At 47.3% G+C, this 18715-nt stretch carries 14 protein-coding genes; 11 read left to right on the forward strand and 3 right to left on the reverse strand.

Annotated elements, in window-relative coordinates:
- Nucleotides 1–28 precede the first annotated feature (28 nt).
- Entirely contained in the window at nucleotides 29–1153 is a 1125-nt protein-coding gene (locus BLA28_RS05675; RefSeq protein ID WP_069156385.1) for a uroporphyrinogen decarboxylase family protein, read from the reverse strand.
- Nucleotides 1154–1232: 79 nt separating this feature from the next.
- Nucleotides 1233–2402 carry a uroporphyrinogen decarboxylase family protein gene (locus BLA28_RS05680; protein ID WP_069156386.1) on the reverse strand — a complete coding sequence of 390 codons (1170 nt, stop codon included), beginning with the start codon at nucleotides 2400–2402 and terminating at the stop codon, nucleotides 1233–1235.
- 136 nt (nucleotides 2403–2538) lie between these two features.
- Between BLA28_RS05680 and BLA28_RS05685 the strand changes: the two genes are divergently transcribed.
- Nucleotides 2539–3441: an AraC family transcriptional regulator gene (locus tag BLA28_RS05685; RefSeq protein WP_169897204.1), complete on the forward strand. Its 903-nt coding sequence runs from the start codon at nucleotides 2539–2541 to the stop codon at nucleotides 3439–3441.
- Between the two features lie 12 nt (nucleotides 3442–3453).
- Here BLA28_RS05685 and BLA28_RS05690 read toward each other — a convergent pair whose 3' ends face one another.
- On the reverse strand, nucleotides 3454–4551 hold the full coding sequence (locus BLA28_RS05690; protein ID WP_069151558.1) for a glycerol dehydrogenase: 1098 nt from the start codon (nucleotides 4549–4551) through the stop codon (nucleotides 3454–3456).
- A 232-nt stretch (nucleotides 4552–4783) separates the two neighbouring features.
- Between BLA28_RS05690 and BLA28_RS05695 the strand changes: the two genes are divergently transcribed.
- The 10 genes from BLA28_RS05695 (at nucleotide 4784) to BLA28_RS05740 (ending at nucleotide 18710) form a co-directional block, all read left to right on the forward strand.
- A complete protein-coding gene (locus BLA28_RS05695) occupies nucleotides 4784–5758 on the forward strand; it encodes a LacI family DNA-binding transcriptional regulator (protein WP_044969040.1) in 975 nt (324 codons plus the stop codon).
- 249 nt (nucleotides 5759–6007) lie between these two features.
- Nucleotides 6008–6943, forward strand: a complete 936-nt coding sequence (locus BLA28_RS05700) for an ABC transporter permease (RefSeq protein ID WP_069151556.1) — start codon at nucleotides 6008–6010, stop codon at nucleotides 6941–6943.
- Between the two features lie 16 nt (nucleotides 6944–6959).
- The gene (locus BLA28_RS05705; protein ID WP_069156388.1) at nucleotides 6960–7892 is read left to right on the forward strand and encodes a carbohydrate ABC transporter permease; all 933 of its coding nucleotides are present in this window, start codon (nucleotides 6960–6962) and stop codon (nucleotides 7890–7892) included.
- 79 nt (nucleotides 7893–7971) lie between these two features.
- A complete protein-coding gene (locus BLA28_RS05710) occupies nucleotides 7972–9786 on the forward strand; it encodes an extracellular solute-binding protein (protein WP_069156389.1) in 1815 nt (604 codons plus the stop codon).
- Between the two features lie 69 nt (nucleotides 9787–9855).
- Nucleotides 9856–11259 carry a glycoside hydrolase family 32 protein gene (locus BLA28_RS05715; protein WP_069156390.1) on the forward strand — a complete coding sequence of 468 codons (1404 nt, stop codon included), beginning with the start codon at nucleotides 9856–9858 and terminating at the stop codon, nucleotides 11257–11259.
- Between the two features lie 232 nt (nucleotides 11260–11491).
- On the forward strand, nucleotides 11492–13312 hold the full coding sequence (locus tag BLA28_RS34075; protein ID WP_069156391.1) for a sensor histidine kinase: 1821 nt from the start codon (nucleotides 11492–11494) through the stop codon (nucleotides 13310–13312).
- Nucleotides 13309–14112: a response regulator gene (locus BLA28_RS05725; RefSeq protein ID WP_009256549.1), complete on the forward strand. Its 804-nt coding sequence runs from the start codon at nucleotides 13309–13311 to the stop codon at nucleotides 14110–14112. The genes BLA28_RS34075 and BLA28_RS05725 overlap by 4 nt, the downstream gene beginning before the upstream one ends.
- Before the next feature lie 193 nt (nucleotides 14113–14305).
- On the forward strand, nucleotides 14306–15598 hold the full coding sequence (locus BLA28_RS05730; RefSeq protein ID WP_069156392.1) for a sensor histidine kinase: 1293 nt from the start codon (nucleotides 14306–14308) through the stop codon (nucleotides 15596–15598).
- Nucleotides 15595–17007, forward strand: a complete 1413-nt coding sequence (locus BLA28_RS05735) for a sensor domain-containing diguanylate cyclase (RefSeq protein ID WP_069156393.1) — start codon at nucleotides 15595–15597, stop codon at nucleotides 17005–17007. Before BLA28_RS05730 ends, BLA28_RS05735 begins: the two co-directional genes overlap by 4 nt.
- A complete protein-coding gene (locus BLA28_RS05740) occupies nucleotides 17004–18710 on the forward strand; it encodes a GGDEF domain-containing protein (protein ID WP_069156394.1) in 1707 nt (568 codons plus the stop codon). The genes BLA28_RS05735 and BLA28_RS05740 overlap by 4 nt, the downstream gene beginning before the upstream one ends.
- Nucleotides 18711–18715 lie beyond the last annotated feature (5 nt).

The following is an 18715-nucleotide window of genomic DNA, read 5'->3' on the forward strand; positions in this document are numbered from 1 at the left end:
AGGAAACCGCGCTCTGCCGCTTCCTGCATCAACGGACTGCTTTCTGCATCTTTTCACAATAATACTGCACCAGTTCAAATTTCGCATCCGGCGCTATGCGGTGATCCGGGCAGGGAATATAGCCGCCCAGAGCCATAAGCGGTTTCAGACGTTCTATTTCCTGATCCACCGCCTCCCGATCCCTGGCAAAAATCGTCTTATTCATACCGCCCACACCCCGCAGCTGCTTTCCGTACTTCTCCCGCCAGGGAGCAATGGAAGCATTCCAGGTTCCAACCTCAATGGGAAACATGGTATTTACTCCGTTTTCCAGCCAGATGGGAATGAGGGAATCGATCATGCCGTCACAATCCACCGATACGATTTCGATTCCATAGGAGCTGGTGAGATCCGTTATCTTCTTGTACCATGGCCCCACGAATTCCCGGAATACATTCGGAGAAATCAACGGGCCGTTCTTAAAGCAGATATCCTCCCAGAAATGGGCATAGTCAAATTTCACACCGGTTTCCAGCACTTCTTTTGCACATGCATAGCCCAGGCCGCACAGCGTATCCACAATTTCCCTGTATAAATCCTCATCGTCCACATACAGATAGGAAAGCTGCTCCACGCCCAGCATATTCCTCATATTCCCCATAAAGGAACCCAGATGAAGCCCCAGGGGGATTTCCCTCTCCGGCTCCTGTTTCAACTCTTCCAGCCGCTTAAAGTCAATCCGGTCCCGGCTCATCTGCAGCTTGGGCAGATAAAGCTCCTCCCAGGCTTTTCTGTCCGTCATGGAAGTTCCGATTTCCGCCGGTATGGAAACAGTTCCTGGCTTCACCTTGCAGATCAGCCCCTGCCCGTCATGGATAATCCGGCTGCCGTCAGGAAACTCCTCCAGTATCTTTTCCTCAAAAGGAGGAAACAAAAGGACCTCAGAAGAAAAACAGGAATTCCAGTTGAAATCAAATCCCAACTTTTTCATTATGGCCTTATCCCCTTCGGAATTATCCCCGGCCTCCACATAATTTATGGCTTCCTCCCGTCCGATATGGCCTTCATCAGCCCACTTCATCACGGTTTCAGCCCAGTACCCAAAAGACACTACCGGTATTCTCGTATAATTCCGATAGGTTAATACCGCCATGGTATTTTCACGGTTATTCATTATAACCCCTCCCGTCCGCCGTAACGGACACATTTTTATAGTTCTGCCGCTCCCGAAATTCCCTCTCGGACAGCAATGATCAGATATCCCTTCCCGCCTCTTCCATCACTTCCTTCAGCCGTTTGATATAATACCGGTAATTGTCAAAGGAAGAGTCCGGCGTAGCCTGATGATCACAGCCCGGCACATAGCCGCCGCTGCGGATAACAGGCAGTATCCGTTCGAATTCCCTGTCAATGGCCTCTTTTCCCTCTTCAATGGTGAGCTTGTTGAAGCCGCCGATAAATTTAAGCCCCGGATACAGCTGTCTGACCTTTACAATATCCATCCCCGCATTCACGTCCATCGGAAGGAATCCATCCACTCCGGCTTCGATAAAATCAGGAATCAGCCGGTTAAAATCCCCGTCCGTATCAATAAATACATTTTTAACCCCTTTTTCCTTCAGGAAAGGAAAGAGCTGCTTGTAATAATCCCCCACAAATTCATTGAAAATATCAGGAGAAATCATCGGCCCGTTGCAGCCGCTGAGATCTTCCTCCAGAAGCAGCACCTCCGGCTGGATAATATCAAACACCTTATCCAGATATTCCTTATAGGTATCCACCGCAAACTGGTTCATATCGTGCAGCACTTCCGGCATATCATAAAAAGCGTACATCTGCTCTTCAATGCCCATGAGCATACGGGACAGCCAGAAAAAGCCTGTCAGGCGGAACCGGATGGAATAATCCCCGGCCTCATGGCCCGCCACATATCTGCCGTAAACCTTCCGGATATTTTCATCGGTACAATAGAGGGCAAGATGCTCCCTTACCTTTTCCTTCAGGGCATTCCAATCCTCTTCCCCTGTTACCGGCGCTTTCACCTCTTCCACAAGATTGCTGTTCCTGTGGTATTTCCGAACCCAGCCATCCGTATCCAGCCGCACTATGTAAGTATCCGTTTCCTCCATCACCGTTTCATCAAAACAGGAAAACGGAATCCGGAACGCCATCCGTTTTACACCGTCAAAGCCCAGATACCGCTCGTAGGTATACACAGGATCCGACATCTGATCGCTTAAATACCGTCCCATATAGCCGTCTGCCGGGGGATAGAGCCGGGACGGCCTGTACTTCTTCGGAAGCCCCTCCTCACACCACCTGTTAATGGTCTTGTCCCATGGGAAAAAAGTCTCCAGCACCACGCCTCTTTCCGTTCTTTTTTCAAATCCCAATGTCATTAATATTCGTTCTGAATGATTCATATGACTCCCACCTTTACGCTCTTTTGGCTATTGTAGCACAGCCGCCGTATGATGGCTTGTAAAGGTCGGTGCTTTATGTGTAAAATATGGACTTTTTTTCTTGAAGCTTCCTTTCCGGCCCGTTATAATGGAGCTTATGAATACACAGGAATATTTAATACAAAGCAGTTATGTCACCACGCGCACAAGCCTTCCGCTGTTTACGGAGGAATACCATTATTCCCGTCATCCAAAAGAAGCGGCGCATTCTCATGAATTTCTGGAAATCGGAATTATTTTATCCGGCCAGGTCATTCACCATACAAAAGAGGAAAGCAGCCTGCTCACGCCGGGATGTGTATATTGTATACCCATCGGCCAAAAACACGCGCTGGAATCCGACCGGGAATTCACCATAAGGAATCTGTACCTTCTGCCCAAAATCCTGCTCACCGAAGCCTCCGGAGAAAATACTCCCATCCTGCTTCAGGATTTTTTCCTGTACTATACCGAATACAGGAAAAAACAGATTACCTATAATACCCTTTCTCCGGATCTGCTCTCCTCCGTGAGAATGCTTTTTCAGTCCTACGACAATACCCCTCTCTGCGATCCGCTGCTGGACTCATTCCGTTATCACTGTCTCTTCAATATCCTCCTGATCCTGTGCAGCAGCTTTTACAGCGCCAACCAGGCACATTTTGCCAGAAAGGATGACCGTATTTACCGGATCCTCGGCCTTATCCGTGATAACCTGTCCCTGCCAACCGGAAGCCTGCTTGCTCTAATCGCCGAAGAGCTGTCCCTGAATCCTCAGTACATAAACCGTCTTACAAAAAAGGAGCTGCACACCAACCTTTCCACCTTAATATTGGATACTAAAATCGAAAAAAGCTGTGAACTGCTCCTGAAAGAATATACGGTGACAGAAGTGGCCAATGCCCTGGCCTTCTATGATCACGCCCATTTTTATAAGGCCTTCCAAAGAAAGCTGGGAATAACGCCGTACCGGTACCAAAGGAAAAACAAAGCCTTCCGGTTCGGGGACGGCCGCCCATAAGCCATCCGCCGCCTACATGCCTTTGAAATAATTTCCGTAGGCATCCGCCGCCATAATCGCCGCATATACCTTTTCCGGCGTTACCTCAAAAGGCATATTATGAAGCGTATCCGTTTCCGCGCATGCAGCTTCCGCCACAGCCATGATCTTCTCTTTCGTCACTTCTTCCACTCCCAGCTCCTTCAGGGTCACAGGAAGTCCCACATCAATGCAGAAGCCGATAATATCTTCCAGCTCATCCGCAGGCATATCCTCCAGAACAAGCTGTGTAATGGTTCCGAACGCCACTTTTTCTCCGTGGTACATATGGTGGCACTCTTCCAATACGGTAAAGCCGTTATGGATGGCGTGGGCGCCTGCAAGACCGCCGCTTTCAAATCCGATTCCGGAAAGCAGGGTATTGGCTTCAATGATTTTTTCCACAGCCGGCGTGCATGCACCCGCTTCCAGAGCCAGCTTCGCCTTCACGCCCTCTTCCATCAGGGTATCAAAACACAGCTTTGCCAGAGCGTGGGCCGCCAGTGTTCCATGTCCTCCCGCACAGGTGAGGGCATCCTTTGCCAATACGGCGCGGGCCTCAAAATATGTGGCAAGCGCATCTCCCATACCGGAAACAGTAAGCCTTACCGGAGACTGTGCTATGACCTCCGTATCCATGAGAACCATATCCGGATTGGAGGGAAGGAACAGATATTCTTCAAAAACGCCTTTTTCCGTATAAATAACAGAAAGAGCACTGCAGGGCGCGTCCGTAGATGCGATGGTAGGGCAGATCACCACGGGAGTATGCCTGTAATAAGCCACTGCCTTGGCAGTATCCAGAATCTTACCGCCGCCGATACCGATAACCAGATCGCAGCCTTCCTTTTCCATCACCCCGATCAGACGGTTGATTTCCGTCTTGCAGCATTCTCCGTTAAAATAATCAAATACAGTACTGCATCCGGTTTCCGCAAAGCCCGTCTCCACACGGCCGCCGATTCTTTTGTAGCCTGACTGGCTGATTAAAATCAGCGCTTTTTTGCCATAGCCTTCCGCATATTTGCCCAGCTTGGACAATTCTCCCGCCCCCTGCACATATCTGCCGGGGCTGTTCAGAATGTTTGCCATAATGTACGCCTCCTGTCAATAAATTTATTAGCCGATTAATAACACGTTACAAGGTCATTGTATAATTGCGGTATGGTGATGTCAATTCAATTTTGCGTTAATTAATACGCCTCTCCGGTGCTTTCCTTTTCTGCCGTCCACTTTACAATTACAGATAATATGATATCATAAAAAGATGGAACAATGTGAAACACTACTATTTTAAAATCAGTAAACGGGGGAATCATTGATTATGCCAAGCATAAGGGATGTAGCCAAAAAGGCGGGGGTCGGAATCGGAACGGTATCAAGGACGCTGAACGGCAGCGGTTATGTATCCGAAGAAACCAGGAAAAAAATATATTCAATTATGGAGGAAATGAATTATAATCCGGGCAGCACACTCCGGACATCATCCGGCAGGAAAACAGGTCTGGTGGGCGTAATTGTCCCGAGTCTGGAGCATCCGTTCTTTGCGAGAATGATGCGCTGTATCGAATTTGAGCTGTCCAGACATGATTATAAATGCATCGCCTGCAATACCATAGATATCATGAACCGTCAGATCGAATTCATGGATATGCTTGAAAAAAAGGCCGTGGACGGCCTGATCGCCTGTGTGGATCCTGTTCCGGGCTTTACCGGCCGTAATGGGAAAGCGATTGTGAGCATGGACAGATACTGGTCCGGGGATGTTCCTTTGATCCGCTCCGATCATGAACAGGGAGGCCGCACCGCCGCAGAAGTCTTTCTCAGGGACGGATGCCGAAAAGTCATACAGTTCTACGGAGGCCTGGACAGGAAAAAAAGCGCCAATATCCGTCATGAAGTCATGGAACAGGTCTTACGTGAAAACGGCTGTGAGGTCATATCCGTAAATATGGAATGGGATGCCATGAGTTATGCCTATAATAAAAATATCATTCTTAAGTATTGGGATATCATCAGGGACACCGACGGATGCATGACAAATGACATAGGCGCTTTGAGCTGTCTGGCCGTAGCCCGTAAAATGGGGCTTGCCATACCGGAACAGTTCAAAATTATCGGTTATGACGGAACGGAAATTACCAATCTCACCTATCCCGAGCTCTCCGTTGTGGAACAGGATTGTCCCGCATTGGCGAAGGAATGTGTGGATGCTGTACTTCAGCTGATTCAGAATAAGGAGCCTGAGAGCATGCTCCGGATAGTGCCGATTCATTGGCGCGAACGTGGAACAACTTAACTGTTCCATATAGATAAGCATAAAAAACAGCCGCTTTGAGGAAACTGCAAAGCAGCTGTTTTTTATGCTTATTTTTAACTTTTTCAATTTATCTCCGTAATTTTAACTAGTTTAAACGATTCATTTTTGTAACAATCAGACAAATCGACGGAAGTTGTCTAAATTGCAATTGACATTATCAGCAAAAGTGATATTATTTATAAATGGAACAGTTCCATACGAATTGGTTAGGTTATAGGAGGATAAGCGATGAATGCGGTGAAGAAACGTGATTTATTAAAAACCAATGCCAAGAAGACATTTAAGGCCTGGCAGCTGTATGTACTTCTCATACCCGCGCTGCTCTGGGCAATCATTTTTGCCTATTACCCGATGTACGGTGTAGTCATTGCGTTCAAGGACTACAAAATCAGGGCCGGTATCCTGGGCAGTCCCTGGGCCGATCCCTTACTGAAATATTTCCAACAGTTTTTCAGTACCAGCATTGCGCTGAACGCCATTAAAAATACCATTGTTATCAGCCTGGAAAGCCTTGTTATTGCTTTCCCCATCCCCATCATTTTTGCCCTTCTGCTGAACCAGATCCGGGGCGACAAAACCAAAAAGACCATTCAGACCATCAGCTATGCCCCCTACTTCATGTCAAACGTTGTTGTTGTCAGCATTATTTCCGTTTTTTTCGCGGCGAACGGCGTTGTAAACAACCTGGTTACAAGCGCAGGCGGCAAAGAAACCCTGTTTACCTCTCTGCCCGAATGGTTCCGGACTCTTTTTATCGGCTCCAACATCTGGCAGACCATGGGCTTTAATGCAGTCATCTTTATAGCCGCGCTGACCGCGATCAGCCCCGATTATTATGAAGCAGCCACGATAGACGGCGCTTCCCGGTTTCAGCGGATTCTGTATATCGACATTCCCATGATTCTGCCCACCATCATACTTATGCTCATCCTGCAGATCGGCAATATCATGAACGTAGGATACGAAAAGGCATACCTGATGCAGAACGGATCCAATACCATTGTGAGTGAACTGATTTCTACATATGTGTATAAGGTCGGCCTGCAGACGGCGCAGTACAGCTTTGCAACAGCCGTCGGGTTATTCAATTCCGTAGTCAACTTTATCATACTTGTTACTGCTAACTTTATAGCTAAAAAAGTGAGCGATATCAGTATTTTCTAAAAAGGGAGGAATCAGGATGAAAGGGCAGGAATTAAACAAAACAGCAAAAAATGCCGGCCATAAAACAAAAATGAAGCTATCCGTGGGTGACAGGATTTTTAATCTTGTGAATGCAGTAATCATGATAATCATTTGTCTTGTTATTGTGTATCCCATTTACTACGTAATAATCGCTTCCATAACGGATCCGGTAATCGTCAACTCCGGCAGGCCGTTGTTTTATCCGGTCAAGCTTTATCTGAACGGTTATAAAACCACACTGAGCTATACCCCTCTGTGGACCGCTTACGGAAACACCATTTCCTATACCGTTGTGGGAACACTGGTTTCCCTGTTCGCCACCATTCCGGCAGGATACGCCCTCTCCAGAAAGGATCTTCCCGGAAGACGGGGGCTGATATTCCTTTTTACCTTCACCATGTTTTTCAGCGGAGGTATCATCCCCCTGTACCTGACAATCAGAAACCTGGGAATCTACAATTCCATATGGGCCATGGTACTGCCGGTGGCAGTCTCCGCCTATAACCTGATTGTCTGCCGTTCCTTTTTTGAAGCAGGGGTTCCGGATGAGCTTCTGGAAGCTTCAAAGGTTGACGGCTGCTCGGACTTTACCTTTTTCTTTAAGATTGCAATCCCGCTTTCTTCCACCATCATCGCTGTTATGTGCCTGTTCTATGCCACGGCGATGTGGAACCAGTTCTTCAATGCGCTGATGTATCTGCAGGATGATAACAAGATGCCTCTGCAGGTTGTGCTGCGCAATCTGGTCCTGATGAATCAGGCCAACCAGATGGGCTCTTCGGGAGATGCCATGGTCACCAAGCAGAAGCTCGCCGAACAGCTGAAATATTGTATCGTTGTTGTATCAGCCGCCCCTTTGCTGATCGTATATCCTTTCATCCAGAAATATTTCGCAAAGGGTGTCACAATCGGAGCCGTCAAGGGATAAGCTCCGCGGTTAATAATATCTTCCCAATGAGCGGAAGGTATCTTTAATAAATGTATTCCAAAATTAAGGAGGAACACACATGAAAAAGAAAATCGTTTCATTACTGATCTCACTGACAATGGCAATCGGACTTCTCTCCGGCTGCGGGAGCAGCTCCACATCCGGAGGCGCTTCCGATGCGGGAGCCGTCAGCCAGACAACCGACAATCTGGAAGAAGCGGTGGCAGCCGCTTCCTCAGCCGAAGACAGCGGCCTGACGGAGGAGGAACAGGAAGCCGTGGACGCAGGCCTTATCAGCCTGGACGGCACCCTTCCCATCATCAAGGATCCGGAAGCCTTTGAAGCCAAATACGGCAAAATTTCCGCTTTGATTGTAAACTCCGCAGACAGAGTCGTTCCTGTAGAGGATCTGGAAATGTGCAAGGTATGGTTTGAAGATACCGGTATCGAATTCGAATGGCAGGCCATCCCTTCCGAAGGCGCACAGGAAAAAATCAATCTGATGCTCGCTTCCGGTGAAGAGCTTCCCGATGTATTCTGGAGCTTCGGCGACGGCAAATCCGGCAACATCGTTGTTCAGTATGCGGATCAGGATATCTTCATGCCTACCGAAGGCCTTATCAACGAATATATGCCCAACCTGAAGAAAATCCTTGATGACAGTGAAAATTACTGGTCGGAAATTACCGCTCCCGACGGACACACCTATGGTTTCCCCTACATAGAAGAAATGTACGGCCTCGTTCTTACAGGCGGCCCTCTGCTGATCAACAAAACCTGGCTGGATGAAGTCGGCAAAGAAGTACCCACCACTGTTGATGAATGGGTTGACTGCCTGAAGGCTTTCCGTGACGGCGGCGATTTAAACGGCAACGGTGCTGCCGATGAAATCCCTATGGCTACCTGGTTCGGCGCTACCGATACCTTTGGTTCCTATAACATGTTCTATCGTTTTACCGGCGCTTTCGGCTGTGCAGACTCTTACTGCGGCGGCAACGCATATGCCGATCACCTCAGGCTGATCGATGATAAGGTTACCTTTACCGCACAGGATGAAGCCTTCCGTAAAACGGCAGAATTCTTCAACATGCTTTACAACGAGGGCTTAATCTGGAACGGCTCCTTCGAAGCGGATGAAAGCGCATCCTATAAATCTTCTTTAATCAAAGAAGAGGTCGCCAGAATCGGATGCTTCGGCACCTGGACCGATCAGGAAATCACGAACCTGGATGTACATGACGAATACGTTGCCATTCCCCGTCTGCAGGGCGAAGCAGGAATGACCGGATTCGAAAACAATTATTCCGAGCTTCAGGATTCCTCCAACACCGCCATTACCACCAGCTGTAAATTCCCTCATGTAATAGCCAAATTCGTGGATTACATGGTAGGCGATCCCGCCATCTCCATCCAGTCCAACTGGGGCGCCGAAGGCTATAACTATGTAAAGGATGAAAACGGTATTTTAAGAACCCCTCTTGATGAACAGGGAAGATATCAGCCGCAGACCGAGTACACCACCTTCGGGGAAGCCCGTGTGAATTCCACCACCACACGCGGATCCATGATCGTCCTGAATGAATATTACGAAACCGTTGCAGGTTACGCCTATGATGCCGTACAGCTTCTTGAGAACCAGAAAACAAACGGCAAAGATGAAATCATGGAAGAATATGATACAATCCCCCGTGTCATGATGACCACCAGTGAATTGTCCAGACTCGCCCAGATACAGCCCACTATTTCCGATATCGTTGACAGATATATCAATCAGTGGGTAACCGGCGGCGTTACCGATGATAACTGGAATGCCTACCTTGGCGAGCTGCAGTCCGCAGGTGTGGAAGAGCTGGTATCCATTTATCAGTCAGCTGTTGACAGAAGCCGCAAATAATAAAAACAATAAATTCTTTATACCATGCATTACTATAGTCAGAAAAATAAAAAGGAGATAATCTGAACAATGCAAACAAAAAACAACTACAGACCTGTCGTTCATTTTACCCCTCCGGCAAACTGGATGAATGATCCTAACGGCATGGTATATGCAAACGGCCGATACCATCTGTTTTACCAGTATTATCCGGCGGCCCCCTACTGGGGGCCGATGCATTGGGGCCACGCCGTTACCCGGGATTTGCTCCATTGGGAGCATCTTCCCACCGCTTTGTATCCCGATGAACTGGGGTGTATCTTTTCGGGCTCCTGCGTACTGGACAGAGAAAACCTGTCCGGCTTCGGAAGCCTTGAAAATCCCCCGATGATAGCCGTTTATACCAGCCATAATACAACGACCCATCTGGAACAGCAAAGCATTGCATACAGTCTGGACTATGAACATTTTGAAAAGTATTACGGGAATCCAATCATAGCAAACGAAGGCCAGCCTGACTTCCGCGACCCCAAGGTCTTCTGGAACCCCATAAAGCAATGCTACAGCCTGGTGCTCGCGGCAGGAAAAAATGTGGAATTTTACAGCTCCCGAAATCTGAAGGACTGGGAAAAGACGGGCGAATTCCAGGCCGGAATCCATGGCCTGGGGGGAATCTGCGAATGCCCTGACTGCTTTCCCCTGCAGACGGAGGATGGGGAAAAATGGGTCCTTATTATCAGCATGATACTGCCTCCCGAAGAAACAGGGAAGGAAAATAACGCCTTTAACCGAATGTCACATATCACGCAGTACTATGTAGGAGCCTTCGACGGAAACACCTTTATTGATACCGAAAAATCGGATATTCCTCTCCTGCCCGATTTCGGAACCGACAATTACGCAGCGGTGACCTTCCAGAACCTGGACGAAAAAGTCATGATCGGCTGGGCGGATAACTGGGATTATGCCGCGCAGGCCCCTACCGCCGAATCAGGCTTCCGGGGCAAAATGACTCTTGCAAGAGAAATGAAGCTTGTTAAGACTGAACAGGGATACCGTCTTTCCTTTTCCTTTAAAGGAACGGAGGCCCTGGAGGCCGTATCGTTCCCTCTGGCACAGGGTGATAACCGGCTGCACTCGGATTCCTTCGGGCTGAAAGCAGCCGTGAACGGCACCGGAAAAATTGTATTCCGGAACAGTTCAGGTGAATTTGTGGAAATCACAGTCACAGAAGAAGAAATAACCGTCGACCGGAGGCATGCCGGGCAGTCCTCATTCCAGCAGGATTACGAAAAAGAATCCTACGGCCTGAACCGTGCCCCGAGACAGCTCCGTGATTCTTCCGAAATAGAAATCATATTTGATAAATGTATTCTGGAGGTTCTCGCAGACAACGGTCTGACTCCATTTACAGTCAGTGTTTTCCCGCTGCAGCCCTACGAAAAAATAGGTGTGACGGGGGACATTCAGGCAAAACTGTTTTACTTATGCTAATTCCAATTATTTGTATCGCTTATCCGGGAGCCCTGGCTGTGTAATTTCAAGCCAGGGCTTCCAATCGTATCTGAAAAGATACCATTTTTATACAGACAGAAGTTCTATAGATTTCCGAATGAGTATGGTATAATAAGTTTCACTCCGAAACTCATATCTTCAGCATGCCGGAGAGCTTTGACAGTTCTGACACCCTGATTTACATACCTGTCCTCATGGAGAACTCAGACGTATGAAGAAAATACAAGTAAACTTATCTTTGAAACAGCGCCTTCTGCTTCTGCTCATCCTTGCTGCCGTCATTCTGTCAGGCATTATCATCGTGCGGCTGATCCCATACGGCAGTCAGTGCAAGACCGAAATTGCTCCCCTCGGTTTTGTGGGGACATACCATACCGATGGGTCAGAAACATCTCATCCCGCAGATAACAAGCTTGTCAGCGCCTTTCAGAGTAAAGGCATAGTCATGCAGGGATATTTTAACCGCCCGCTGTTAAAAGGGGAACATCTCTTTTTTCTTATGGAATACATGGAAGTGCATATTTCACTGAACGGCACACCTCTCTTTTCTTTCGGAACAGAAGAATCCCGTTCTCCTCTCGTCCGTTCCTCCGGAATGTCATGGGGCAGTCTGGTCATTCCCGAAGATGTTTCCTCAGCCGACGAATGGACGATTGAGCTCTCCAGCAAATATCAGAACAATTATTACAGTGCTTACCGGGATTTCATGGACAGCCTGCAAACCGGGGACAGCGGAGCCCTGGCACGGTCCATCATGCAGAAATACTGGTTTTATATCATAGGCGGACTTGTATTTTTCTTTTTAAGCATACTGCTTTTCCTGTTCGCGCTTGCGCTGTCGGTACAGGGGATAGCCATTCACCCATCCGTTTACCTTTTCTCCAGCTTTGCCATGACCAGCTGCTTTTGGATCCTGCTGAGTCCGGAGTACAGCACCCTGCTATTCGAAAACACAGCGCTTATCATGCAGCTTGAACCTTTGTGTATTCTCTCGTCCGGAGTGTTTCTGGCAGCTTATCTGGGCTCCTTTATGCAGACAAAAGCGAAACGCATCAACAATATAACTACTGCTTTTCTTTTACTGTTTATCGTTGGATTTCTGATATTGCAGCTTATGGGATTTACAGACGGCTATGAGGTACGCACCGCCATGGTCATCGTGCTTGGGCTGGCGGCTCTGGCCGAAACAGGGGAAATTTTATATGAGGAATTTCTGTGCAGGAAACATGATTTCCGTTTTTTAATGGTGCCGGGCCTGCTGTTTCTGTTCACCGCCCTTTGGGAATTTCTCAACTATGCTTTTGAATGGTTTCCGCCCGGCAGGCTGCTGTTCCCCGGATTTATCCTCCTTATGGCCGCGCAGCTCATCCATGCTATCCGCTATATCCGTTCCGCTATTCTCATGGGGCTGAAAACCCAGAAATTAGAAAATGAACTTACACAGAACCGCATATCCATCATGCTCAGCCAGATACAGCCCCATTTTTTATATAATTCTCTGCTGAGCATTAAGCAGCTCTGTGATACTCAGCCCCGGAAAGCCTCCGTTGCCCTGGAACATTTTTCTTACTTTTTAAGAGGCAGCCTGAACTCACTGTCGGACACCCGGCTCATTCCCTTTGAAAAAGAATTGAGCCATGTCAGGGATTATCTTTATTTGGAAAAAATGAGATTCGAGGAACGGCTGAATATCGAATGGGACATCACCTTCTCTGATTTTCTGCTGCCTCCTCTCACGCTCCAGCCTATTGTAGAAAATGCCATACGTTATGGCATCACCGAGCGCGAGGATGGCGGTACGCTGAGAATTCACAGCAGCAGAACATTGGAATGGGTGCGTATCACCGTAACGGATGACGGCGTGGGTTTCTCAGAAAACGAGTCCGGAACGGACGGACGCATCCACATCGGTCTGAATAATGTACGCTGGCGGCTGGAAAATCAGTGCGGCGGCACGCTTCAGCTGGAAAGCCGGCCGGAAACCGGTACAAAAGTAAGTATCATACTGCCGGTAAAGGAGGTTCCCGAATGAATATTATCGCAGTCGATGACGAACGTCTTGCGTTGGACAATGCAGTGGCACTTCTAAAAAAAGCAGCGCCTGACGCGGAAGTTAATGGATTCCTGAAATCCGCGGCAGCTTTTGCCTATCTTTCAGAGCATCATGTTGATATCGCCGTATTGGATATTAAAATGGCGGGGCTGAATGGGATTGCCCTCGCCAGGAAATGCAAGGATCTCTGCCCTGCACTCAATATTATTTTTGCCACCGGCTATTCCGAATATGCCATGGATGCTCTGAAGCTCCACGCCAGCGGCTATATCATGAAACCGATTCGTATGGAAGATTTACGGTATGAATTAGATAATTTGAGAAATCCACCCTGTCATCCATCCGGAGAATCCCGTGTCCGGGTACAGACCTTTGGAAATTTTGAATTCTTTGTGGATGGGCAGCCGGTAAAATGGCCCCGTACAAAGAGTAAGGAGTGCCTTGCCTACCTTATTGACAGGAAAGGGGCTACCGCCACTATCGCTGAAATATCTGCTGTTTTATGGGAGGACAGGCCCTATGACCGGGCTCTGCAGAACAACACACAGAAGGTGCTCTCTGATATGATGAAGGTTCTCAAGGATGCGGGTGTGCAGGATATTGTAATCAAAAGCCGCAACCGAATAGCGATTGATACGGCCAAAGTGGACTGTGATTATTACCGTTTTCTGGAAATGGATATGATGGCTGTCAATTCCTACTGCGGACAGTACATGGCGAATTACAGCTGGGCGGAACTCACCCTGGGAGAACTGGAACGGAAAACAATTTATGAATAAATAACGGAAAGGGAAGCGCGATTCCGGCAGCATTTTCATGCTGCCGGTATTTTTTTGCTTTTGCCGATAAAATCAGGAATTTGTCAGTGTATTGTCATGCTTTGTATTCTATTATTACAAGCAGGCAGGCGGCAGCTAATCAGGGCCCCCGCCTCCAACCAGAAATGTTGTACGGATGAAAAAGGAGAATCTCATGAGTACCATACGCTGCATCAATATATCGCTGGAGCTGTTCGGTGTTTTTCTGTCTCTCATACTCATTCTTTCCCTGCTGCTTTACCGCATAGAAAAGGATGCTCTCAACAGCTGTTTTCTGAAGGTTTTAATCCTGAACACTCTCCTTCTGGGCAGCGATGCAGCAGCGTGGGGGCTTAGGGGCAGACCCGGAACCGCCGCCTGGTATGGCGTACATACTGCTAATTTCCTGGTCTATGTATTAGGATATTTTCTATTGGCCGCGTTTACCGATTATCTGATGAATTACATTGCTGCCAAAGGGCCTGTTTCAAGAAAACCGGTTATCCTTATGCGGGGACTGGCCCTTACCGCCGTCCTGCTGGTGATTATATCCCAGTTCAATCATATGTACTACCTGATTGATGAAAATAATGTTTATCACAGGCAGGGACTTTTCTGGCTGTCTCAGATGTGGGGGATTTTCTGCATTGTCCTTAATGCGGGACTCTTATTCCACCACCGGAAAAAGCTTTCCGATAAGGATATTCTTGTTTTTACAGTCTATATTGCACTGCCGCTTCTGGCAATGCTGATCCAGATCTTCGTCTATGGCATTGCATTGCTGTACCTTTCCACTACCATAACCATACTGTGTATCTATTTAGGAATCCAGGAGGAGGAAGCCAACAAGCGCCGGGAAAAAGAACGGGAACTGACACAGGGGCGTATCGCCGTCATGCTCAGTCAAATTCAACCGCATTTTTTATATAATTCACTGCTGGGAATCAAACAGCTCTGCGATACGGAGCCCCGGAAAGCGTCCGATGCTTTAGTCCATTTTTCCTATTTTCTAAGAGGAAACCTGGATTCTCTTACCGATATCAGGCTGATTCCCTTCAGCAAAGAAATAAACCATGTGCAAGACTATCTCTACCTGGAAAAAATGAGGTTTGAAGAGCGTTTGAATATTGAATGGGACATTACATTTGATGATTTCTTCCTTCCGCCGCTCACACTCCAGCCCCTGGTGGAAAATGCGGTTCGTTACGGCATCACCGAACAGGAAGAGGGAGGCACCATATGGATTCAGAGCAAGCTGACATCGGATGCCGTAATCATTACCATAATCGATGACGGATGCGGGTTTGATACGGCGGAAACCAAAGCGGACGGACACACCCACATTGGTATCACAAATGTAAGGCAGAGGCTGGAAAGCCAATGCCATGCGTCACTCGCCATTATAAGTATACCGGGCGTGGGGACGAAGGCAGAAATAACCATACCATTGAAGGAGGGAATCCTGTGAAATCTATAAAAACAAAGGTAATGACACTGGTGCTTCTGTGTCTGCTGCTTTCGTCGGCTGCAATCGGAGGTACCGGAATTATCAAAACATATCATGTAGTGACGGCAGATGCCGCTCAGGCCATGAATCTGCTCTGCACAGTAAGGGCCGAGAAATTAAACCGGATATTGTCCGAAATTATGCTGTCCACAGAATCGCTGAAAAATTATGCCCTCGCTGAGTTTGAGGGTGTGGAAAAACTACAGGAAGATGCGTCCTATGCAAAAGCATTCAGTGATAAGCTGGTAGGCCCTGCCGTCAGTACCGCAGAAAATACGCAGGGTGCTGTCGCCGTGTATCTTCGGTTCAGTCCGGAGCTTACGGATTCCCAGTCCGGTTTTTTTTACAGCCGGGAACGAGGCGGCAGCGATTTTGAAAAACAGATACCTACCGATCTGTCTGTTTATGACAAAACCGATACGGAGCATGTAGGATGGTTTTATCACGCAAAGGAGAACGGAAAAGGCATTTGGATGGATCCTTATTTTAATAAAAATATCGGGGTGCAAATGATATCTTATGTGATTCCCATCTATAAGGATGGTTATTTTTTAGGTGTGGTAGGACTGGATATAAATTTTGAATATCTGCAGGAGATTGTCAGTGAAACCACCGTATACCGGACCGGGTATGCTTTTTTGACCAGCGATACCGCAAAGGTGGTATACCACAAAGACATTTCAAACGGAACCGATTTGGAAACCTACAACAATGGTGAATTTCAGGATTTTGCAGGATTGCTGAAGCAGGAACAGGAGAGCAGCGGTGACACTCTGTATTCTTATATATATAACGGAGTACCTAAAAATGCATCTTTTCTAAGTCTTGTAAACGGAATGAAATTCGTACTCACCGCCCCTGTATCAGAAATTGAAGAAAACCTAAATCAGCTCATTAAACAAGTCATTATCCAAATGCTGTTCATCCTGGCTGTAGCCGTCTGCATCAGCATTTGTGTAACACGAAAGCTGGTGAAACCGCTTATAGAATTGAATACCGCCGCACAGAAAATCGCAAATGGAGATTTGGACGTGCTGCTGACCTGCCACTCTCATGACGAAATTGGTACTCTGTCTGAAAGCTTCCGCCAGACTGTAGCTCATCTGAAACATTATATTGATTATATCAACAATCTGGCCTATCGGGATTTACTGACCGGGGTTAAAAACCGCACCGCTTATCTGGAAGCCGGAACAAAAATGGATGAAATGATCCGATTGAAAAAACCCGAATTTGCACTGGCGGTTTTTGATGTGAACAATCTGAAGGCAGTCAATGATGCTCTGGGACATGAATTTGGGGATGTATTTAAACGTGCTGACAGTATCATGTATGAAAACAAAACGGAAAAGAAAAAGGCGAAATCATGAGCGGGAAACTAATAAAATGTCTTGCTTCTTCAGCACTGCTGATTACTTTACTGTGCATTGGCGCGCTTGTTTATATACGGACAGATGAAAGCCGTTTCCATAGCGAGACGGAGCTGCAGCAAATCAACTTCCTGGGAACCTATGAGGTGGATAACAATGGAAAGCTGCTCCCTTTTAACGGTTCGATTGACGGGCTGAGCCATGACCGGCATCATGTAACGGTAACAGGAACCTTCAGCGAAGACATCCCTGCCGGCCGGCAGCTCATGCTTCGCATTGATAATCTAAAGGTAACTATTTATGCAGCAGATAAAAAGATATATTCCTTTGGGGAAAAGGGCACCTTCCCTCACTACGCCAGATCTGCCGGGAATGGATGGGACAGCCTGATCTCTCCCGGCATATCATCTGACGATTATGTCCGCATTGAGCTTGAGAATCTCTATACAAACCATTCGGATACCGCTTTTTCGGTATTCTTTCAATTCATGTACTATGGTTATGAGGGCGAACTCATCACCTCCCTTATCCGGTCAAAAGCAATGGAGCTTCTGCTGGCTGTCTTTATTTTCTGTCTGGGAATCATTGCAATTGTTTATTGTATACTTCTTTATCCGCTGAAAAAAGTGGTCCGGCAGACTTTTTGCTTTGCCGGGCTGTCCCTGTCTGCCGGGCTTTGGTTTTTTATTGATTTTAATGTGCAATGTTACCTGATTCCCCTTCCGGTATTCAATAACAGCCTGGATATTGTCTGTATGATTATAACCAGCGTATTCCTTGTGTCCTATTTTATACTCCTGCTGCACACACGCTGGAAAATCCTCCTTGCCGCAGAAGCGGCGCTGGAATTTATTCTGCTGCCGGCTGCAACCGCTGCGCAGCTGATGGGTATTTATGATTATTATGATTTTTTAAACGTTATAATCGTTTTTACCATACTGGAAGGAATATCCATACCAGCTATGATACTTTATGAAAACATACGGTTTTCCGACAAAATAAACCATTCCCTCATTGATTCACTCGCTCTCGTGGCTGGGATGTTTTTACAGATTTTCGGAGAACACAGGGAAAACAAGACTTCCCTGTTCTGGTTCAAGCTCGGTTTTTTTATTTTTCTAATTCTGCAGTTCTGGCATATGGCAAAATCGGTCAAAGGGATTATTGCCGACAGTACGAAAGCCGCTCTGCTGGAAGAACAGAAGCAGGAGCTAATAGAAAAGGTACAGAAAGACCCCCTTACCGGACTTTACAATAAATCCGCCACCCAAAAACAGGTTGCCGGCGCTCTTCGCACAGGAAATCCTGACAGCCTTGCCGCATTTCTCATGATTGATATCGATTACTTCAAAAAAATCAATGATACCCTGGGACATGCCGCAGGAGATTCTGTCATTCTGATATTTGCAGGAAACCTAAGGAAACAATTCCGCGATGGGGACATCGTCGGGCGTATAGGGGGCGATGAATTTGCAGTATTTATATGGGTTCCGGACGAAGTATGGATCTGTGAAAAGGCAAGAAAAATAAACGCTGCCCTTGCGGAGAACATCACATTAGAATCGGGGGCCTGCAGCATTACGGCAAGCATCGGCATCGCATTGGCTAAATGTGAGGATGCTGAATTTGAAAGCCTGTACCATCAGGCCGACGAGGCTCTCTACCGTGCCAAAGCTGCCGGAAGAAACCAATACAGTTTATAGAGAAC

The sequence above is a fragment of the Eisenbergiella tayi genome, from assembly GCF_001881565.1.
GTDB lineage: Bacteria > Bacillota > Clostridia > Lachnospirales > Lachnospiraceae > Eisenbergiella > Eisenbergiella tayi.